18 protein-coding genes are annotated in these 20,609 nt (G+C 60.6%); 13 read left to right on the top strand and 5 right to left on the bottom strand.

All coding sequences use genetic code 11. The features are described 5' to 3' along the window. Positions 1-73: 73 nt before the first annotated feature. The 4 genes from ACFOEV_RS06355 to ACFOEV_RS06340 all read left to right on the top strand — a co-directional run bounded on the left by ACFOEV_RS06355 (position 74) and on the right by ACFOEV_RS06340 (position 3,753). Positions 74-1,759, top strand: coding sequence for a putative bifunctional diguanylate cyclase/phosphodiesterase (locus tag ACFOEV_RS06355; RefSeq protein WP_386772299.1), 1,686 nt, complete (start codon positions 74-76; stop codon positions 1,757-1,759). Between the two features lie 95 nt (positions 1,760-1,854). Continuing rightward, positions 1,855-2,445 (top strand): DUF4202 domain-containing protein, encoded by a 591-nt coding sequence (locus tag ACFOEV_RS06350; protein ID WP_386772298.1) that lies wholly within the window; start codon positions 1,855-1,857, stop codon positions 2,443-2,445. A 334-nt stretch (positions 2,446-2,779) separates the two neighbouring features. Then, the gene (locus ACFOEV_RS06345) at positions 2,780-3,304 is read left to right on the top strand and encodes a L,D-transpeptidase family protein (RefSeq protein ID WP_386772309.1); all 525 of its coding nucleotides are present in this window, start codon (positions 2,780-2,782) and stop codon (positions 3,302-3,304) included. Between the two features lie 185 nt (positions 3,305-3,489). Further along, positions 3,490-3,753 (top strand): Lpp/OprI family alanine-zipper lipoprotein, encoded by a 264-nt coding sequence (locus ACFOEV_RS06340; protein ID WP_386772297.1) that lies wholly within the window; start codon positions 3,490-3,492, stop codon positions 3,751-3,753. 112 nt (positions 3,754-3,865) lie between these two features. Here the strand turns inward: ACFOEV_RS06340 and ACFOEV_RS06335 are convergent, their stop codons facing one another. Both ACFOEV_RS06335 and mfd read right to left on the bottom strand, forming a co-directional pair. Beyond that, complete coding sequence (locus ACFOEV_RS06335) at positions 3,866-4,873, bottom strand: L,D-transpeptidase family protein (RefSeq protein WP_386772296.1); 1,008 nt, start codon at positions 4,871-4,873, stop codon at positions 3,866-3,868. 95 nt (positions 4,874-4,968) lie between these two features. Then, entirely contained in the window at positions 4,969-8,430 is a 3,462-nt protein-coding gene (mfd, locus tag ACFOEV_RS06330; RefSeq protein WP_386772308.1) for a transcription-repair coupling factor, read from the bottom strand. Positions 8,431-8,648: 218 nt separating this feature from the next. Here mfd and ACFOEV_RS06325 point away from each other — a divergent pair, with 218 nt between their 5' ends. The 9 genes from ACFOEV_RS06325 (at position 8,649) to sthA (ending at position 18,485) form a co-directional block, all read left to right on the top strand. Next, positions 8,649-10,112 carry a glyceraldehyde-3-phosphate dehydrogenase gene (locus ACFOEV_RS06325; protein WP_386772295.1) on the top strand — a complete coding sequence of 488 codons (1,464 nt, stop codon included), beginning with the start codon at positions 8,649-8,651 and terminating at the stop codon, positions 10,110-10,112. Positions 10,113-10,545: 433 nt separating this feature from the next. Continuing rightward, on the top strand, positions 10,546-11,895 hold the full coding sequence (locus ACFOEV_RS06320) for a Na(+)-translocating NADH-quinone reductase subunit A (RefSeq protein ID WP_386772294.1): 1,350 nt from the start codon (positions 10,546-10,548) through the stop codon (positions 11,893-11,895). After that, positions 11,895-13,121 (top strand): NADH:ubiquinone reductase (Na(+)-transporting) subunit B, encoded by a 1,227-nt coding sequence (locus tag ACFOEV_RS06315; protein ID WP_386772293.1) that lies wholly within the window; start codon positions 11,895-11,897, stop codon positions 13,119-13,121. The genes ACFOEV_RS06320 and ACFOEV_RS06315 overlap by 1 nt, the downstream gene beginning before the upstream one ends. Then, the gene (locus tag ACFOEV_RS06310) at positions 13,121-13,942 is read left to right on the top strand and encodes a Na(+)-translocating NADH-quinone reductase subunit C (protein WP_386772292.1); all 822 of its coding nucleotides are present in this window, start codon (positions 13,121-13,123) and stop codon (positions 13,940-13,942) included. Before ACFOEV_RS06315 ends, ACFOEV_RS06310 begins: the two co-directional genes overlap by 1 nt. 2 nt (positions 13,943-13,944) lie before the next feature. Next, on the top strand, positions 13,945-14,613 hold the full coding sequence (locus ACFOEV_RS06305) for an NADH:ubiquinone reductase (Na(+)-transporting) subunit D (RefSeq protein WP_386772291.1): 669 nt from the start codon (positions 13,945-13,947) through the stop codon (positions 14,611-14,613). Between the two features lie 3 nt (positions 14,614-14,616). Next, on the top strand, positions 14,617-15,234 hold the full coding sequence (nqrE, locus tag ACFOEV_RS06300) for an NADH:ubiquinone reductase (Na(+)-transporting) subunit E (RefSeq protein ID WP_386772290.1): 618 nt from the start codon (positions 14,617-14,619) through the stop codon (positions 15,232-15,234). 23 nt (positions 15,235-15,257) lie between these two features. Next, on the top strand, positions 15,258-16,490 hold the full coding sequence (gene nqrF, locus ACFOEV_RS06295; protein WP_386772289.1) for an NADH:ubiquinone reductase (Na(+)-transporting) subunit F: 1,233 nt from the start codon (positions 15,258-15,260) through the stop codon (positions 16,488-16,490). A 193-nt stretch (positions 16,491-16,683) separates the two neighbouring features. Beyond that, a complete protein-coding gene (nqrM, locus tag ACFOEV_RS06290) occupies positions 16,684-16,941 on the top strand; it encodes a (Na+)-NQR maturation NqrM (RefSeq protein WP_386772288.1) in 258 nt (85 codons plus the stop codon). Positions 16,942-17,093: 152 nt separating this feature from the next. Beyond that, positions 17,094-18,485 carry a Si-specific NAD(P)(+) transhydrogenase gene (sthA, locus tag ACFOEV_RS06285; protein WP_386772287.1) on the top strand — a complete coding sequence of 464 codons (1,392 nt, stop codon included), beginning with the start codon at positions 17,094-17,096 and terminating at the stop codon, positions 18,483-18,485. A gap of 110 nt (positions 18,486-18,595) precedes the next feature. On the opposite strand, the gene ACFOEV_RS06280 is transcribed toward sthA, so the two are convergent. The 3 genes from ACFOEV_RS06280 to coaE form a co-directional block, all read right to left on the bottom strand. Continuing rightward, positions 18,596-19,462 carry a DNA replication terminus site-binding protein gene (locus tag ACFOEV_RS06280; RefSeq protein WP_386772307.1) on the bottom strand — a complete coding sequence of 289 codons (867 nt, stop codon included), beginning with the start codon at positions 19,460-19,462 and terminating at the stop codon, positions 18,596-18,598. 13 nt (positions 19,463-19,475) lie between these two features. Further along, a complete protein-coding gene (gene yacG, locus ACFOEV_RS06275) occupies positions 19,476-19,706 on the bottom strand; it encodes a DNA gyrase inhibitor YacG (protein ID WP_386772286.1) in 231 nt (76 codons plus the stop codon). A 277-nt stretch (positions 19,707-19,983) separates the two neighbouring features. Next, positions 19,984-20,607, bottom strand: coding sequence for a dephospho-CoA kinase (gene coaE / locus ACFOEV_RS06270; protein ID WP_386772306.1), 624 nt, complete (start codon positions 20,605-20,607; stop codon positions 19,984-19,986). Positions 20,608-20,609 lie beyond the last annotated feature (2 nt).

Genomic DNA, 20,609 nt, shown 5'->3' with positions numbered 1-20,609 from the left:
CCATATGCCGGGACATTTCGCATCTTGAACCATAAAGCTTGGATGGATGCGCAATAGCAGGGAAGGGGGACGAATGGCAGCTCTATCCATTGGCGCGATATTCAAGGAGCAGCGGCTGTCCGACCTGCAAGCCTGGCCAGCACCGCTGCGTCACGGCATCTGCATCGGGGCCCTGGCGACGCTGCTGGCATTGGGTACTCTGACGGTCTACCTGACGGGCGGCACCACCTACGCCTACCCCTATCTGATGTTGATCCCGGTCTTGCTTGCCGCCGCTTGGTACCGCCTGACAGGGGCCCTGGTCGCCTCCTCGATCGCGGGGTTGTTGATGGCGGCCATGCCGCTGGAGGTGGCCACCGGTGCCGTCCAAACGCCTGCCAATTGGTTGGTCCGTCTGGGACTTTATCTCGTTGTGGGTGGCTTTGGCGGCTGGTTGTTTCATCGGTTGCGGCAGTCGACCGAGGCACGTGAGGCCATCACACGCTGCGATCTTCGTTCGGGGCTGCTCAATGCGCTCGCCCTGGAAGAGGATCTCGCCAAAAGCCTGGTCGAACCACGACGACGGGGAAAGTCGGTTGGCCTGATGCTGGTTCGCATCACCGATATCACCGAGATTCTGGAAGCCATGGGGGCGGATGCCTCCGACGAACTGGTCGTTGCCATCAGCGAACGGCTAGCGCGTGAGGTACCCGATGCGGTTGGCGTCTACCGCTTCGGCGATGCCGAACTGGTGCTGTTGTTGAAGGGCGTCGACAAGGACGATATCGAGTGCATTGCTCAGCGCCTGGCCGAGGTGGGGGAAGACAACCTGCTGGTTCAGGACGTGCCCATGCGTGCCCAGCTGGTCCTGGGCAGCAGCATGTCGCAGGGAGAGGGTTTGCGCCCAGATGACCTGATTCGTGAAGCGCGAATCGCCATGTTCGCTGCTGTCGAAAGACATCACACCCACTGTCATTATGCGCCAGCCTTCAAGCGGCGCACGGTGCAGACGGTCAAGTTGATTTCCCGGGTGCGTCGTGGTCTGGAACTGGGTGAATTCGAGCTCCACTATCAGCCCAAGATTCGGCTCTCGGACGGCCGGGTCTGCGGCTGCGAGGGGCTGCTTCGTTGGCGTGATGAACACGGGGCCGTGATTGCTCCCGGGCTGTTCATGCCCAAGGTCGAGAACACCACCTTGATCGCGCCGGTGACTCGTTTCGTTGCTGGTGAGGCCTGCCGGTTCGCCGCCGCGAGTGAGGGCGTGGTCGGCATCAACTTTTCGGTGCGCAACCTGTTCGACGAGGACTTGCTGCGCGTGCTCGAGGCGCTGGTCGAACATAGTGGTTTCGCGCCACGGCGCCTGGAAGTCGAGATCACCGAAAGCGCCTTGATGCAGGATCTGGGGGCCGCCAAGCGGGCGATCGAACGCATTCGCGACTTCGGCATCGGCGTGAGTATCGACGATTTTGGTACGGGCTTCGCGTCATTCGAATATCTACGCCATCTGCCAATCACCGGCCTCAAGATCGACCGTGCTTTCATCAGTGGTCTGGAGCAAGACCAACGGGCGTGCAAGTTGATGGGCTGCATGATCGATGTGGGGCATGCGCTCGATCTGGTGGTCACGGCGGAGGGCGTGGAAACGCCGGGAGAGGCCGATATTCTTCGTGAGCTGGGTTGCGATCAGGCCCAGGGGTTCCTGTATTCTGCGGCGCTACCGGGCCATCAATATCTCGAGTGGTGCCGTGCCTATGCTGAACGCCGCGACCTGTCCGTGTGATGCACTTGGTGCCGGCGTGGGGCCATCATTGTCTCTGGGTGTTGGAGAGGGTTTCCGCTAGGCTCTAACCAAGGCAATGATCAGGAGATCGCGTAATGAAGCATGAATCGGCCCGTTTCCAGGCCGCTATCGAGCGATTCGATGCCCTGCACCGTGAAGATCCGCGGCTCGTGGAAGTAGAAGGGCAGCGCATCCCTTACGAACAACTCTATGCCCGGCGCATGAGCGAATGGCTCGAACGCGTGGCACCGGAAGCCAGCGAGGCATTACAGTTGGCGGTTCGTGCTCAGCACCTGCAGCGCTGGCGAATTCCGCGTGACGACTATCCCCGCGATCGCCCCGGCTATCTGGCCTGGCGCCGTGATCTGGGGCGCCAGCAAGCCGATCAGGCCGCGACAGTATTGGCTGAGGTGGGGTACGACAACGAGGTCTGTGAACGTGTCGCTGCCTTGATTCGCAAGGAAAACCTGCGCCGCGATGCCGAGACCCAGGCCCTGGAGGACACTGCCTGCCTGGTCTTTCTGCAATACTATTTTGCAGACTTCGCTAGCGAGCATGACGAGGCCAAGTTGCTGCGTATCGTACGCAAGACCTGGAACAAGATGTCGCCCCGCGGTCAAGCGTTGGCCGCTACGATTCCGCTGTCGGCATCGCATCAGGCTTTGGTGCAGCGTGCACTGGCCTGATCCCGGTGTCGAGCGGATGACGCTCGAGAGTGGAATGGCGAAAAATGTTGAAGAAATCGATGACGGGCTCGACGGCGCACGGGAGGCACCAGACAGGCAACGATAAAATCCATCTATAACATGGTGTTAGATGGGCTCTTGGGATCGAGGTGGGCATTGATTTGCCGGGGGTCTCGAGTCGCTGCTGGCACTGGATTCACTGTTTCCTTGATGGGTGGGATTGTATGCTGGATGGCAATAAGGTATGAATGCGCCGCTGCCTGTAGTGATCGCCGGAGTATTGCAACGGATGACCCTCCTGAGAAAATTGTTGCTGGTATGGATTCTGGTCCTCATGCCGGCTATGAGCACTCAAGCCAACCTGTCCCCTGGCCCCGATGAGGTTTGGCTGCTGGTGGATGACAAGAGCGCGACACTGCATGTTTATCGAGGCGAGCGGGAAATCGAGCGCTTCTTCCCGGTGTCGCTCGGACAGCGCGGTGCCGCTTCGATCCGGGTCAGAGGCGATAAAAAGACCCCGATCGGTGAATTTCGCATCAATCGAGTCAATCCCAACAGTCGCTTTCATATCTTCCTGGGACTCAATTATCCTACCCCCTGGCATGCGCTAGATGCCTTGAATGCCGGTATCATGAGCCAGCAGGAATACGAAGATTACTACGCTTATCTGCGCCGCCATGGGCGTCCGCCTCAGGATACGGTGCTGGGGGGCGATATTGGCATTCATGGGTTGGGGAAGGGGGATCCTTCGATCCATGAACGTTTTCACTGGACCGAAGGCTGTGTCGCTGTGACCAATGCACAGATCGAGCGTTTGGTCGAACTCGTCCAGATTGGCACTCGCGTGGTGATCCGCTAGGCTCTGTTAACAGAAAAACGCAGTTTTCTAGGTAGACAAAGCCCCCATGTCTATAATAAAACAGCGTTTGACTTCACGGCTTTTCAGTCGGAGCCGTGGTAAGAAGAACCTGCACCAGCAGGACGCCTGTTTGACACCAGGCACAACCCAAGCTGAACCAAGGACGTCCTCTCAAGGAGAACACTATGACACTCAAGAACACTCTGAAGCTTTCTGCCGCTGCTGCCTCTCTGGCCATTCTGGCGGGCTGTGCCACTAACAGCGCTCTGGAAGAAGTGCGCATGACCGCCGAGTCCGCTCAGTCTGACGCGACCCAGGCCCTGAACACTGCCAATCAGGCGCAGACCACTGCCAACCAGGCGCAGCGTGATGCCCAAGCGGCTCTGCAGATGGCTCAAGAGAACCGTGAGCAAATGAACCGTATGTTCGAGCGCTCCATGCAGAAGTAAGGGATCGCAAGAGGCTGCTGGTGTGCGCCGTCCGTCGACGTTCACCGGTGGTACAGTAACGAAAGACCCCGCCTCGGCGGGGTCTTTCGTTACGTTGACATGCAGCTGAAATTCACGAAATTGTCTCGATCCGGTGTGCCAGTTCGACGGTCGCTTCGGTATCGAGTTCGCGATAGATATCCACCGGTTTCGCTTCGGGAGTGGGATCACGAAGCACTGCTTGCAGCCGTCCAGTCGGCAGTTCCACGGCCTCTCTCACACGGGCATAATCCACCGGCGGGTTACGGTCCCCGAGTACATCGGCCAGGACTTGTAGCGCATCGATGAGCGGTTCGACACTACCTTCTTTCTCTCCCAGTAGCGGATAGGATTGCACGTAAAGGTCATCCTCATCCCAGCCTGCCTTGAAGGGCTCATTGATCAGGGTGACCTGAGTGCCGTTGGGCACGCGCTCGTACAACGACTCGATATCCTCGGGGAGCATGCGTATACAGCCCCGGCTGACCCGCATGCCCACGCCATCCGGTCGATTGGTGCCATGGATGAGATAGCTGGGAATGTTGAGCAGGATGGCGTGTCGACCCAGCGGATTGTCGGGGCCTGGAGGAACCACTGTGGGGGCCGGCTCCCCACGGGCGGCGGCTTCTTCGCGCATCGATTGCGGCGGAGACCAGGCCGGATCCTTGACCTTCATGGTGGTCTTGAATGTCCCTTGCGGTGTAGCGAATCCTTCGCGTCCGACGCTGATCGGATAGGTCTCGACGATGGGGCGTTCACCCTCGGGGGTCGGCGGATAGTAATACAGGCGCAACTCCGAGAGATTGACCACCAGGCCTTCGCGTGGCCCTGGGGGCAGAATGAAACGCGCAGGCACCACCACCTCGGCACCCTCGCCGGGATACCACATGCCCAGCTCTGGGTTGGCACGTTGCATTTCCTCGAAGCCGAGACCGTGGCGCCGGCCGATATCGATCAAGGTATCGTCCTTCTCGGCGATGACCGTCTTCACTTCTCCGATCACCTCGCCGTTCTCGGGCAGGTAGTAGTGCCCGGTAGGCAACTTGGAGTCGTCGGCGTGAAGCGCCGGCGACAGTGACAGCAGCATCGCTGCCATCGTCATGGTCATTGCCCTCGACGCGGCTTTCGCGCGGAGGGCGAGTTTCGAACGTGTTGCCATCAACTGAACCTTTGTCATCGGGTAATCTCTACTGGGGCCTAAGCGGCCTCCGTCTTCCTGTTGAGCCTTTCGAGCAGTCCCTCGACCGCCTGAAAGCGAACTTCCGCGCTGTCCATCCCGGCCTCGAAGCGCAAGGTATTGGCGCCTTCCAGTCGGTAGTGTACCGGGTCTTTCTGGATCAGGGTGACCAATGTCATGGGGTCCACGGCCGTCTCGGCACCGAAGATCACCCGGCCACGCTCGGGACCGGCTTCCAGACGGGTGATGCCCAGCCGCTCGGCGCGTTGGCGCAGGCGTGTCTGGCGCATCAGCGTCTTGACCGGTGCCGGCAGCAGGCCAAAACGATCGACCATTTCTACCTGCAGTTCCTTGAGCTCGGCTTCATCGCTGGCGCTGGCAATGCGTTTATACATGATCAGCCGCTGCTGTACATCATGCATGTAATCGTCGGGAATCAGCGCCGGGAGGTTGAGGCTGACTTCCACGCCTTCATCCAGCGGTGCCTCGATGTTGGGCGTCTTGCCGGCCTTGATCGCCTTCACCGCGCGATCGAGCATCTGCATATATAGACTATAGCCGATGGTTTCCATCTGCCCGCTCTGCTCGTCACCGAGCAATTCTCCGGCACCGCGGATCTCCATGTCGTGGCTGGCCAGCGTGAAGCCGGCGCCAAGGTCCTCGGCCTGACCGATAGCCTCGAGGCGCTTGACCGCATCGGAGGTCATCGCCTTGGGATGCGGCGTCAACAGATAGGCATAGGCCTGGTGGTGGCTCCGACCGACACGACCACGCAACTGGTGCAACTGGGCCAGGCCGAACTTGTCGGCTCGCTCGATGACGATGGTATTGGCGCTGGGCACGTCGATCCCGGTCTCGATGATGGTCGAGCACACCAGCACATTGAAGCGTTTGTGATAGAAGTCCGACATCACCCGCTCCAGGGCGCGCTCGGGTAACTGGCCGTGGGCGACGCCGACCCGTGCCTCCGGCACCAACTCGCGTAGCTTGGCTGCGGCGGCTTCGATGGTCTTGACCTCGTTATGCAGCATGTAGACCTGACCGCCGCGCAGGATCTCGCGCAGGATCGCCTCCTTGATCACCGGTTCGTTGCGCTGCTGTACGAAGGTCTTCACCGATAGGCGACGTGCCGGTGGAGTGGCAATGATCGACAGGTCGCGGATACCGCTCATGGCCATGTTCAAGGTGCGCGGAATCGGTGTGGCGGTCAGTGTCAGGATATCCACCTCGGCACGCAGGTTCTTGAGCTTCTCCTTCTGCGCCACGCCGAAACGGTGCTCTTCGTCGATGACCAGCAACCCCATGTTGGGAAATTTCATGGACTTCGACAGCAGCTTGTGGGTACCGATCACGATATCGGCGCGACCTTCCTCGATGCGCTTGAGCGTGTCCGCCTGGCCCTTGCCGCCGGTAAAACGCGAAATCAGCTCGATCTGAACGGCGGTGTCGGCGAAGCGGTCACGGAAATTGTCATAATGCTGCTGGGCGAGCAGGGTGGTGGGTACCAGCACCACCACTTGGCGTCCGGAATGCACCGCCAGAAAGGCAGCGCGCATGGCGACCTCGGTCTTGCCGAAGCCGACATCGCCACAGACCACACGGTCCATGGGGCGTGGCGCGGTCATGTCCCGCAGCACTGCGTGAATCGCCTCGCGCTGGTCGGGCGTCTCCTCAAAAGGGAAGCTGCCGGAGAAACGTGCGTACTCGTCCCCCGGAGCGTCGCAGGCGAAGCCTTCGCGGGCTTCACGCCGCGCATAGATATCGAGTAGTTCGGCGGCGGTATCGCGAATCTTCTCGGCGGCCCTCTTCTTGGCCTTGTCCCATTGATCCGATCCCAGCTTGTGCAGCGGAGCGAGTTCGTCGGAAGCGCCGGCATAGCGTGAAATCAGGTGCAGGCTGTCCACCGGCACATAGAGCTTGGCGCCATCGGCATATTCCAGGGCCACGAATTCGGCAGCCTGGCCACCGGCCTCCAGTGTCTCGAGCCCCAGGTAGCGTCCTACGCCATGTGCATGGTGCACCACTGGTGAGCCGGGGCGCAGTTCGGACAGATGGCGAATGGCCAGTTCGTTGTCGTCGGTTGCCTTCTCCCGGCGTCGGCTCTGGCGCACGATCTCACCGAACAACTCGGTTTCGGTGATGATGGCGAGGCCTGGTGGCGAATCGTCGACGCTCAGCCATAGGCCGGCATCCAGCTCACCTTCGGTGATGGCAAGCCTCGTGCCGTCGTCGAGAAACGCGTGCCAGCCTTCGCAATGCGGCAGATCGAGATGCAGCGGTGCCAGCGTTTCTTCCAGGGCCTCACGGCGCCCCCGGGATTCGGCAACGAACAGGACGCGTGTGTCTTGCCGTTCGTCGAGAAAGGCTTTCAGCGTCGCCAACGGTTGTTGGGCGCGGGCATTGATGGCCACCCGGGCCGGCGGGTGAGTGGCGGGCATCCAGGCATGGGGATGATCGTCATCGTCGACCAGCTCGACCCGCGGGTGGCGCTTGATGGCGGCAAATACCTCGGCGACCGGGACGAAGGCCTTGGCTGGCGGCAGCAGCGGCCGTGTCGGATCGACGCCGAGATTCTGGTAGCGACTTTCGATCGATTCCCAGTGATGCTCGGCCGCTTCGTGGACCTTTGGCATCAAGGCAATGCGACTCGCCGGTGCCAAATGCTCGAACAACGTTGCGGTTTCTTCGAAGAACAGTGGCAAGTACTGTTCCAGGCCGGGAGAGGGGATGGCCTTCAAGGCGTCGTTGTAGAGCGGGCACTGGCGTGGGTCGACGTCGAACAGTGTCTCGAAGCCTTCGCGGAAGCGGGCGATGGCGGAACGCGATAGCGAATATTCATGGGCCGGCAACAGCTCAACGGCGTCGACTTTATCGCGACTGCGTTGGGTATCGGGGTCGAAGTAGCGCAGGCTGTCGAGTTCCTCATCGAACAGATCGAGACGCAGAGGTGCCTCACTGCCCATGGGGAACAGGTCGATCAAGGCGCCGCGCAAGGCATATTCACCCGGCTCGTAGACCGTCTCCACGGCACGGTAACCGGCTCGCGAAAGCGTTTCGCGAAAACCTTCGCGATCGATGGTCATGCCCACTTCCAATGTCAGTACCCGCCCGGCGATGTAGTCCACCGGCGCCAGACGCTGCATCAGGGTGTTGATTGGCACCAGCACGATACCGTTGTCGGCCTGCTGCAGCTCGCGAAGCGTGCGCAGCCTGGCCGATACGATGTCCTGGTGTGGCGAGAAGCTGTCGTAGGGCAGGGTTTCCCAGTCCGGGAAGGGCATGACCGGTACCCTGGCGAAGAAGCGCAGTTCATTTTCCAGGCGCTGGGCGCTGGCGGTGTCGGCGGTAATCACCAGCAAGGGGGCGTCATCGGCCAGGCGTGACAGCGCCAGTGCCGTGGCACTGCCGTCAGGGGCGCGCCAGTATAGGGTTTCACGCGTTCCCGAGGGGGGCGGAGGATCAAGCGGTGAGAAGTGCGGCATGATGTCGAGTCGTGTGGAGGACATTTAACAACGAGCGGCGATAATAGCAGCCCTATTTACATCTTGTAGTCAACCCCGAGATTCTGTAATTGACCTACAGCGAGTGCGACTATCCAGCAATTGCGGCGGCGCAGCGATGCTCTGATAATAACAGTACATTATGCATGGAGCGCGCCCCCCTGCATTTCCGTGACCCCAACTGACGAAAGAGGCCCCCCGTGACTCAGCAAACGCTCGAGACCGTCTTTGAGGAATGGCAAGGCAATGAAGCCCTCGCCGAGGAAATGATTCCGCTGCTTGGGACTCTGTATCGCCAGTACAATATCGTTACCTCGCTATTCGGTCGTTCACTGATCAATCAGTCGGTAATTCGTATTCTCAAGGATCATCGCTTCGTCAAGAAGGTCGAGGGAACCGAGCTGTCGGTTTGCGATACCTTCCCCTTGGTCAAGGCCATGGTCGATCTCAAGCTGGGGCCGGCACATATCGATGTCGGCAAGCTGGCGGTCGCCTTCAAGAACAGCGACGAAAAGGATGTCACCGCCTTCCTCAAGCGCGAACTGGCAGAAATCGTCGGTGGTCACGATGCCAAGAATGGCAACGGCGAACCCAAGGATGTCGTGCTTTACGGCTTCGGACGTATCGGACGTATCCTGGCTCGCATCCTGATCGAGAAGGCAGGAGGCGGCAACCTGCTGCGCCTGCGCGCAATCGTCGTCCGTGGGCGTGGCGACTTGAGCAAGGATCTGGAAAAGCGCGCCAGCCTGCTGCGTCGCGACTCCGTGCACGGGCCCTTCGCGGGTTCGATCGCGGTCGACGAAGAAAACAGCGCGCTGATCGCCAACGGCAATTATATCAAGGTCATCTACGCCAATTCGCCCAGTGAGGTCGACTATACCGCTCACGATATCCACAACGCCCTCGTCGTCGACAACACCGGCCTGTGGCGCGACGAGGAAGGTCTCGAGCAGCACTTGGCCTGCAAGGGGGTGTCCAAGGCATTGTTGACTGCGCCGGGCAAGGGGGATGTCAAGAATATCGTCTATGGCATCAACCACGACGACATCACCAGCGACGACCGGATCGTTTCCGCGGCGTCGTGTACCACCAATGCCATCGTGCCGGTGCTCAAGGTCATCAACGACCACTATGGCATCGAGCATGGCCACGTCGAGACGGTGCATGCCTACACCAACGACCAGAACCTGATCGACAACTACCACAAGGGCGACCGTCGGGGTCGCAGCGCACCACTGAACATGGTACTCACCGAAACCGGCGCCGCCAAGGCCGTGGCCAAGGCGCTGCCCGAGCTCAGCGGCAAGCTCACCGGCAATGCCATTCGTGTGCCGATCCCCAACGTCTCGATGGCCATTCTCAACCTGCAACTGCACAAGGAAGTCGATGTCGAGGGGGTCAACGACTATCTGCGTCGTATGGCGATCCATTCGCCGATGCAGAAGCAGATCGACTACGTCGACTCGGCGGAAGTGGTGTCGTCGGACTTCGTCGGCAACCGCCATGCCGGCATCGTCGATGCCAAGGCCACTATCGCCGAGGGCAGGAATGCCGTGCTCTACGTCTGGTATGACAACGAATTCGGTTACAGTTGCCAGGTAGTGCGTATCCTTCAGCACATGTCCAACGTCAGCTTCCTGGTTTTCCCCAAGGATCGCGACTGACGCTGAGCTACGAGCTACGAGCTACGAGCTACGAGCTACGAGCTACGAGCTACGAGCTGTAAGCTGTAAGCTGTAAGCTGTAAGAAAACCCAAGGGCTTGGCCAGTGACTGCCGGTACCCTGGCTTACGGCTTACGGCTTACGGCTTACGGCTTACGGCTTACGGCTTATCCCCCCCTCCCTCTGGCCTGCCTGCGTCCTCGGCAGGCCCATTTGCGACCTAAGCCCATGTGGTCTTTCGTCGCGCATGTCTTTATAATGCTCGGGATTTTTGGGAAGGTTCGGCCCATGCCGGACTGTACTGCAACCTTCTGATAAGAAAAGCATTCGAATACCGTGACGGCAGGCTTCTTGTCACTGGCAATCGGCTGACGCGCCTGCACGTCCTTCGAACTCCTTTCCTAGCACATCAGATCCGAAAACTGGGCGAGACTATGATCGAAGTCAAACGAGGCCTGGATCTCCCCATCGCGGGGGCGCCCGAGCAGCGTATCGAAGATGCGCGGCCGGTACGCCACGTGGCTGTCCTGGGTACCGACTATGTCGGCATGAAGCCGACCATGGAGGTCCGGGAGGGGGATAGCGTCAAGCTGGGCCAGCTGTTGTTCACCGACAAGAAAATCGCTGGCGTGCGCTTCACCGCACCGGCCGGCGGTGAAGTCGTAGCCATCAATCGGGGAGAAAAGCGCAAGCTGCTGTCGGTGGTGATCAAGGTTGCGGAGCGCGAGGAAACGCTCGAGTTCACTGCTCACGGCCGTGACAAGCTGGACAAGCTGGAACGCCAGGTCGTGGTCGACCAGCTCGTCGAGTCGGGCCTGTGGACTGCGCTGCGTACCCGGCCCTATTCGCGGACTCCGGCACTTGACGGCATCCCGGAAAACATCTTCGTCACTGCCATCGATACCCACCCGCTGTGTGCCGATCCGGTGGGGATCATCAACGAGCAGCCCGAAGCCTTCGAAGACGGCCTCAAGGTGTTGACCCGCCTGACCGAAGGCAAGGTATTCCTGTGCACCGCCCCCGACGCCAAGGTGCCGGGTGGCGACGTCGACGGTGTCCAGGTCGAGACATTCGCCGGTCCGCACCCGGCGGGCCTGGTCGGTACCCATATCCATTTCCTGTCGCCAGTGGCCCTGCACAAGCGTGTCTGGCACATCGGCTACCAGGACGTGATCGCCTTCGGCAAGCTGTTCGCGCAGGGCCAGCTCGATGTCAGCCGCGTGGTCGCGGTGGGCGGTCCGCGTGCCGAGAAGCCACGTCTGCTGCGTACCCGGATCGGCGCCAGTACCGACGAACTGCTCGACGGAGAGGTGGTTCAGCCTGAGGATACCCGGGTGATCTCCGGCTCGGTATTCGCCGGCTATGCCGCCGAAGGCAGCCTGAAGTTCCTGGGACGCTTCCACAACCAGTTCAGCCTGCTCGAAGAAGGCAACAAGCGTGCTTTCCTGGGCTGGTTGTCGCTGGGAACCGATCGGCATTCGGTGATGGGCATCTACTTGTCCAAGATCTTCGGTCTCAAGAGTTATGCGCCGAATACCTCGACCAACGGGTCGGAGCGCGCCATGGTGCCGGTGGGCACCTACGAAGAGGTGATGCCGCTGGATATCCTGCCCACTCAGTTGCTGCGCTCGCTGATCGTCGGCGATATCGAAGCCGCCATGCAGCTTGGTTGTCTCGAATTGGATGAAGAGGATCTGGCGCTGTGCACCTACGTGTGCCCCGGGAAGTATGAGTACGGTCCCATCCTGCGCGACAACCTGACCATGATCGAGAAAGAGGCCTGATGATGGGTATCCGACAGACACTCGATAATCTCGAACCGCACTTCCACAAGGGCGGGAAGTACGAGAAGTTCTATCCGCTCTACGAAGCGGTCGACACCATCTTCTATGCGCCGCCCAATGTGACCAAGACCACGGCGCACGTGCGCGATGGCATCGACCTGAAGCGCATCATGATCACCGTCTGGCTGTGCACCTTCCCGGCGATGTTCTTCGGCATGTGGAATGCCGGTTGGCAGGCCAACATGGCCATTGCCGATGGCTACGGCTCCATGGACGGCTGGCGTGAGGCGATCATGCTTATCCTTTCCGGTGGCCATGATCCGAACAGCATCTGGGCCAACTTCGTGCTCGGGGCGACCTATTTCCTGCCCATCTACCTGGTGACCTTCGTGGTCGGCGGGTTCTGGGAGGTCGTATTCGCCGTCAAGCGTGGCCATGAGGTCAACGAGGGGTTCTTCGTCACCTCGGTGCTCTACGCCCTGATCCTGCCGGCAACCATTCCAATGTGGCAGGTGGCGCTTGGCATCACCTTCGGTGTGGTGATCGGTAAGGAGATCTTCGGAGGTACCGGCAAGAATTTCCTCAACCCGGCCCTGACCGGTCGCGCCTTCCTGTATTTCGCCTACCCGGCGCAGATCTCCGGGGATGCGGTATGGGTCGCCGCCGACGGCTATACCGGTGCCACCGCACTGTCGGTCGCCTTCCAGGACGGCATGGCGGCCCTGACGACGGACCTGAGCTGGTGGGATGCTTTCCTCGGCTTCATGCCCGGCTCGGTCGGCGAGACGTCGACACTGGCGATCCTGATCGGTGCCGCGGTGCTGCTGTGGACCAAGATTGCCTCATGGCGAATCATGCTCGGCGTGTTCCTGGGCATGGCGGCGACCAGCGCCCTGTTCAACCTGATCGGCTCCGAGACCAACCCGATGTTCGCCATGCCCTGGTACTGGCACCTGGTGGTCGGTGGTTTCGCCTTTGGCATGGTATTCATGGCGACCGATCCGGTGTCGGCGTCGATGACCAATCAAGGCCGCTTGATCTTCGGTGCCCTGATCGGTGTGATGACGGTACTGATCCGTGTCGTCAACCCGGCTTTCCCCGAGGGCATCATGCTGGCGATCCTGTTCGCCAACCTGTTCGCGCCGTTGATCGATCACTTCTTTGTCCAGGCCAATATCAAACGCCGCCAGCGGCGGACCGGTGAAATGGCCGAGGAGAATGCCTGATGGCAGCTAGCAGCAACAACACCATCAAGAAGATCCTGATCGTGGCCTTCGCGCTATGCATTGTGTGCTCGGTGATCGTGTCTACCGCCGCGGTAGCCCTGCGTCCGTTGCAGCAGGCCAATCAGGAGGCCGACCGCAAGACCAATATCCTGCGTGTCGCCGATCTCTACCAGCCGGGGGTGCCGGTCGACGAACAGTTCGAGTCGGTGACGCCGCGCGTCGTGGATCTGCGCACCGGGGAGTACACCGATCAGTTCGACCCCGAAACCTACGACGGTTTCCAGGCTCGCCGTGACCCGGCGGCGTCGCGGACCCTGTCCGGCGCGCGCGATATCGCCGGGCTCAGCCGTCAGGAAAACTACAGCACGGTGTATCTGGTGGGAGATCCCGACAACCCCGAGCAGATCATCCTGCCGATCCGCGGGCAGGGCCTGTGGGGACTGATGCGCGGTTTCCTGGCAGTGAAAGGCGACGGTAACACCATCGCCGGCATTACCTACTACGAGCATGCCGAAACCCCAGGGTTGGGTGGTGAAGTCGAGAATCCGCGCTGGCAGGCCCAGTGGGAAGGCAAGCAGATCTTCGCCGAGGAAGGTAGCCTCGATCCGGACATTCGTCTGGTGAAGGGGGGTGCCAGTGGTGAAACCGAGGTCGATGCCTTGTCCGGGGCGACCCTGACCAGCAACGGGGTCACCAACATGTTGCAGTTCTGGCTGAGTACCGAAGGCTTCGGTAAATATCTGGCCCGCTTCCGTGACCAGGTGTCACCCGAAAGCGCCAGCGCAGAAAATCCTGACGTCGACGACAGAAAAGGAGCCTGAGCATGTCTGCCGCTACTCCCAAAGGCGTCCTGGTCACGCCGATCTTCAAGAACAACCCGATTGCCTTGCAGATCCTTGGCATCTGTTCGGCCCTGGCCGTAACCACCAGCATGAGCGTATCGTTGGTCATGGCGCTCGCCGTGATTGCGGTCACCGCTTTCTCCAGCCTGTTCGTCTCGCTGCTCCGCAACCACATCCCGTCGGCGATCCGCATCATCGTGCAGATGACCATCATCGCTTCACTGGTGATCGTGGTCGATCAGGTCCTCAAGGCCTATGCCTATGAGATGTCCAAGCAGCTCTCGGTGTTCGTTGGCCTGATCATCACCAACTGCATCGTCATGGGGCGAGCCGAAGGCTTTGCCATGCAGAATGGCCCGGTATTGTCATTCCTCGATGGCATCGGCAACGGCTTGGGCTATGGCCTGATCCTGATGGTGGTGGGCTTCTTCCGCGAACTGTTCGGTGCCGGCAGCGTGTTTGGTTTCAGCGTGCTCGCTCCGGTCCAGGATGGTGGCTGGTATGTACCCAACGGCCTGCTGTTGCTGCCGCCGTCGGCGTTTTTCATCATCGGCCTGCTCATCTGGGTGCTGCGCAGCGTCAACCCTGAACAGGTCGAAGAGAACGAATACCCCATGACCGAGAACACCAAGCCGAAGGAGGCCGTGTAAGCCATGGAACATTATCTGAGCCTGTTCATCGCCTCGGTGTTCGTCGAGAACATGGCCCTGGCGTTCTTCCTGGGCATGTGTACCTTCATCGCGGTGTCCAAGAAGGTCTCCGCGGCCTTCGGTCTCGGCATCGCGGTGATCGTGGTGCTGACCATCACCGTGCCGGTCAATAATCTGATCCTCCACCACTTGTTGGCGGAAGGGGCTCTGAGCTGGACCGGCATTGAGGGGGCAGAAAACATCGACTTGTCATTCCTGGGCCTGCTGAGCTATATCGGCGTGATCGCTGCGCTGGTGCAGATCCTCGAGATGTTCCTCGACAAGTACGTACCGGCGCTCTACAACGCCCTGGGCGTGTTCCTGCCGCTGATCACCGTGAATTGCGCCATCCTCGGTGGCAGCCTGTTCATGGTCGAGCGTAACTACAACCTGGGCGAGTCCGTGGTCTATGGCGCCGGTGCCGGCGTGGGCTGGGCCCTGGCCATTGCCGCCCTGGCCGGGATTCGCGAGAGGCTCAAGTACAGCGACGTACCGGCCGGTCTCCAGGGCCTGGGGATCACCTTCATCACCGTGGGTCTGATGTCGTTGGGCTTCATGTCCTTTTCCGGTATCCAGCTCTAGGAACGCAACAATAGGAACCCGACATGGTTGATACATCTGTCATCTTGCTCGGTGTGGTGATGTTCACCGTGGTCGTCATCGGCCTCGTGGCGATCATCCTCGCCGCACGCAGCAGGCTCGTCAGCAGTGGCGACGTCACCATCGAGATCAACGGCGACCCCGAGAACACCCTGACCACTCAGGCCGGCGGCAAGCTGCTGCAGACCCTGGCCGCCAATGGCATCTTTCTGTCCTCTGCCTGTGGCGGCGGCGGCTCCTGCGCCCAGTGCAAGTGCCGCGTGGAAGAGGGTGGCGGTGCCATCCTGCCCACCGAAGAGTCGGCCTTCACGCTGCGCGAGAAGAAGGAAGGCTGGCGCCTGTCGTGTCAGGTGCCGGTCAAGCAGAACATGAAGATCGAGGTCCCCGAGGAGGTCTTCGGCGTCAAGCAGTGGGAATGCGAGGTCATCTCCAATCCCAATGTCGCCACCTTCATCAAGGAACTCAATCTCAAGCTGCCCGAAGGCGAGGAAGTCGATTTCCGTGCCGGTGGTTATGTGCAGCTCGTCGCCCCGCCCTACGATATCTCGTTCTCCGACTTCGATATCGAAGAAGAGTATCGGGGCGACTGGGAGAAGTTCGATCTGTTCAAGGTCCATCACAAGAACGACGAGGAAGTCATTCGCGCCTACTCGATGGCCAACTATCCGGAAGAGTACGGCATCCTCAAGTTCAACATCCGCATCGCCACACCGCCTCCCGGCACCAACCATCCTCCCGGCTTGATGTCGACCTATGTCTTCAACCTGAAGCCGGGCGACAAGGTCCAGGTGATGGGGCCCTTCGGCGAGTTCTTCGCCAAGGACACCGATGCCGAGATGGTCTTCATCGGCGGGGGTGCCGGCATGGCGCCGATGCGCAGTCACATCTTCGATCAGCTCAAGCGTCTTAACTCCAAGCGCAAGATCTCGTTCTGGTATGGGGCGCGTAGCTGGCGCGAAACCTTCTACAACGAAGAGTTCGACAAGCTCGCCGAGGAGAACGACAACTTCGAGTGGCACCTGGCCCTGTCCGATCCGCTGCCGGAAGACAATTGGGAAGGCCCCACCGGCTTTATCCATAATGTCCTCTACGAGAACTACCTCAAGGACCATCCGGCGCCCGAGGATTGCGAGTACTACATGTGCGGGCCGCCCATGATGAACGCTTCGGTCATCAAGATGTTGATCGACATGGGGGTAGAACCCGAAAACATCGCGCTCGACGATTTCGGCGGTTGATGCCGATACCGCCGTCAGGCGGTGATCAGGGCCGGCCCACCAGGGTCGGCCCTGATCGCTTCAGCGGCTCGGTTCCCCCTGCATGATGGCTACATTGCCTAGCCGTTATTCAAGGTGGACGAAAGCTCATGAGAATCGAAGCATTGCTGCTTTCTCCCTGTCATAGGGAGGAAGGGGAATGGAGGAGAACGATATGACGATCTGGCTGCTGGTGCTGGGTTTCATGCTGCTGATCGTGGCGGCGATGGCCGTGGGTGTCATCCTGGGGCGCAAGCCCATCGCCGGTTCCTGTGGCGGTCTCAACAATCTGGGTCTGAAGGAAGGCTGTGAGATCTGCGGTGGCAAGGACGAAATCTGCGAAGAGGAGAATCGCAAACGAGGCGGCAGCGCGCGCCGCCGCAGCGACGAAAGTCGTGGCGCCGACCTGGGTTATGACGCCACGCGAAGATAACGACGGCCACCGATATCGCGACCTGTTATGCAACCGCCAAGGTAAGAGCGGCTTCAGCCCGGGCGGCGTTCTGACGATGAGATCGAAGGCACTCGTGTTCGAGGGGAGCGAGTCAGGATACCAAGGGATCAGGAAGGGAGAATCGACAGCGAATGGCAGTCCACAATTACGATGTGGTGGTGATCGGGACCGGCCCGGCGGGGGAGAGCGCTGCCATCAATGCCGCCAAACACGGCAGGCGCGTGGCCGTGATCGAAAAGCAGCAGGCCGTGGGTGGCAACTGTACCCACTGGGGCACCATCCCTTCCAAGGCGCTGCGCCACCAGGTCAAGCAGATCATGCAGTTCAATACCAACCGCATGTTCCGCGATATCGGCGAGCCACGCTGGTTCTCCTTCCCCAAGGTGCTCGAGCGTTCACGAGTGACCATCGACCAGCAGGTCGAGATGCGCACCCGGTTCTACGCTCGTAACCGCATCGACCTGTTCTTCGGTGTGGCTCGCTTCAAGGACGAACATAGTCTGGTGGTGCGCGACAATCATGAGGGTGTCGAGGAACTTACCGCCCAGAAGATCGTCATCGCCACCGGCTCACGCCCTTACCGCCCGGCCGACGTCAACTTTCGCCATCCGCGAATCTACTGCTCGGATACCCTACTCGGCCTGTCGCATACGCCGCGCAGCCTGATCATCTTCGGTGCCGGTGTAATCGGTTGCGAATATGCCTCGATCTTCTCCGGCCTGGGGGTCAAGGTCGACCTGATCAACTCGCGTGACCGCCTGTTGTCGTTTCTCGATGACGAGATCAGCGACGCACTGTCCTATCATCTGCGCCAGAACGGTGTGCTGATCCGCCACAACGAGGACTACGAGCGCATCGAGGGTGATGAATCCGGCGTGGTGGTGCATCTCAAGTCAGGCAAACGCCTGCGCGCCGATGCCTTCCTGTGGGCCAATGGCCGCACCGGCAACACCGACAGCCTGGGCTTGGAGAATGTCGGGCTGGAAGCCAATGGTCGTGGGCAGTTGCAGATCGACGAGCATTACCGTACTGGGATCCCGCATATTTATGCCGTGGGTGACGTGATCGGCTGGCCAAGCCTGGCCAGTGCCGCCTACGATCAGGGCAAGAACGCCAGCGACGACCTGCTCGATGAAGAGTTCCGTTTCGTCGAGGACGTGCCGACCGGTATCTACACCATTCCCGAGATCAGCTCGGTGGGCAAGAACGAACGCGACCTCACCGATGCCAAGGTGCCCTACGAAGTCGCCCAGGCGTTTTTCAAGGACACCGCCCGCGCCCAGATCACCGGCGATACCGTGGGCATGCTGAAGATCCTCTTTCACCGCGATACCCTGGAAATCCTCGGCATCCATTGCTTCGGCGACCAGGCCTCGGAAATCGTCCACATCGGTCAGGCGATCATGCAGCAGAAGGGTGAGGCCAACAGTCTCAAGTACTTCATTCACACCACCTTCAACTACCCGACCATGGCCGAAGCCTACCGCGTCGCGGCACAGAATGGGTTGAATCGGTTGTTCTGAACGGATAGCTATGAGCTGTAAGCTTTAAGAAAACCCTACCTTATCAGAGTGTTGGTGGAGCCTCTGGCTTACGGCTTACGGCTTACGGCTTACGGCTTACGGCTTACGGCTTACGGCCGCTTGTACCGATACACCCTGAGACTCGGCAGAAACACCTCGTCCTCCAGGCGCTCGTCGCTGCGCTTGGCACGGGTGCGTTTGTCGTTGGGAAAGGGAGGCGGGGTATTGTGATCGGGCAGGCGGCCGTCCGGACTGGGGATGAACAGCGGTAGCGCCACGTTCATCGCGCGGCGCAAACGGCCGTCGACTAGCGGTTCGCGAAAGAACAGATTGGCGCGCATCAGCGGTGCCTGCTTCTGCACCTGGGCCAGAGGCTCGCTGTCGGGGATACCGGCCAGACGCCGGAGCTGGATGCGGACATGCGGGGCTTCATGGTCGAGGGCGAGCAGCTTCTTCTCGGCGTCGCGCACCGACAGTTTCTTGATCGAGCGGCCGCTGGAGTACCATGCCAGGCGTACACGAGAGAGCGGAGCATCGGCCAGCGGCAGCGCGCGCCAGCATTGCTTGAGGTGTAACCGGGCCAGCCCTTGGCCACGCAGATGAGTGTGCAGCGCTGGATGGCGGAAGGGCAGCACCGCCTTGAGCTCGGGAATCAACGCGGCAGCCTCGTGGCGTATGCGTGCCAGGATGGCCGCGAAGTCGGCCTTGGCGGCATTCACCGAGGCGACATGGTCGAGCAGGTGCTCATCGGCGGCGACGAGTCCCACATAAGTGCGCGTGGCGCGGCCGTCTTGCCCATCCTGATACCAGAAATCCAGGAGTGCCGCGCGCAACCAATCGGCGCTGGGGGTTGCGTTGTGCAGAGCCCAGGCGGCTCCGCAATGCTCGCGGTAATGAGCCGCCAGTGCCTCGATGCGCTCGATGACCTCGTCGAAGGCCGCCTCCAGTTCTGCCAGCAGCCGATAGGCGGGCTTCATGGGGCTATGGGGGTCATTCTTGTTGTCCACGTTCGGCACGCAGGATCATCTCGTCGATTTCGGTTTCGTCCATGGCCGACTCTCCGGCGATGCGATGCGACTCATCGGCCCACGCCCCCAGATCCAGCAGCTTGCAGCGCTTGGAGCAGAAGGGGCGATAGAGGTTATCTTCCACCCACAGTACCTTGGCGTGGCATTGTGGGCAGGAGACTTCCAGTGGACGGGACGGTTGTTCGTGACTCATGGGTATCCAACGGGTTGAAGGGATTGTCGCCAAGGATGCCGAATCGAGAGGGAAGAGGGAAGCCCCTTCGGGGAGCTACGGGCTATGAGCTGCGAGCTGTAAGCTATAAACCCGAAGCCCGAAGCCCGAAGCCCGAAGCCCGAAGCCCGAAGCCCGAAGCCCGAAGCCCGAAGCCCGAAGCCCGAAGCCCGAAGCCCGAAGCCAAAATATCCTGCATCCAGTTGAAAGCTATTGGGTTTCTCTTACAGCTTACAGCTTACAGCTTATAGCTTACGGCTTACAGCTTACGGCTTATAGCTAGCTTCCGGCTAAGCTCCCGATACTTGCGATCCAGTTCGGCGACCCGGTACTCCAGTGCTTGAGTATCGCCGCTGTTGTCGATCACGTCATCGGCACGGGACAAGCGCTCGTCGCGCGGCATCTGGGCGGCAACGATGGCGCGTGCCTGGGCTTCGTCGACATCGTCGCGGCTGGCGGTCCGGGCGATCTGCAAGGTTTCCGGTACATCGATCACCAGCGTCCGGTCTACCAATTCATGTTGGCCGGATTCGAACAACAGCGGCGAGACCAGCAAGTGGTAGGGGGATGCGCCTTCCCGCATCGTCCGCAGGTATTCCAGCAGGCGCTGGCGAATCCGTGGATGGGTCACCGACTCCAGCCAACGCCGCTCGGCGGGCTCACGGAAGACGATATCGCGCAGCGCGCGGCGGTCGAGGCGTCCCTCCGCGGTGAGCACCGTTTCGCCATAGCGTGCTGCGATCTCGGCCAGTGCCGGTTCTCCCGGCTCGACCACTTCGCGTGCCACCTCGTCGGCGTCTACCCAGGAGATGCCGTGTGCGGCGAAGGTGCGGGCCACGGTCGACTTTCCCGAGGCAATGCCTCCTGTCACACCGATGGTCAGCG

This window comes from Litchfieldella rifensis, assembly GCF_042646605.1.
Classification (GTDB): domain Bacteria; phylum Pseudomonadota; class Gammaproteobacteria; order Pseudomonadales; family Halomonadaceae; genus Litchfieldella; species Litchfieldella rifensis.
The sequence above is the reverse complement of the archived record's forward strand: the minus strand, read 5'-3'. Positions and strand labels throughout refer to the sequence as shown.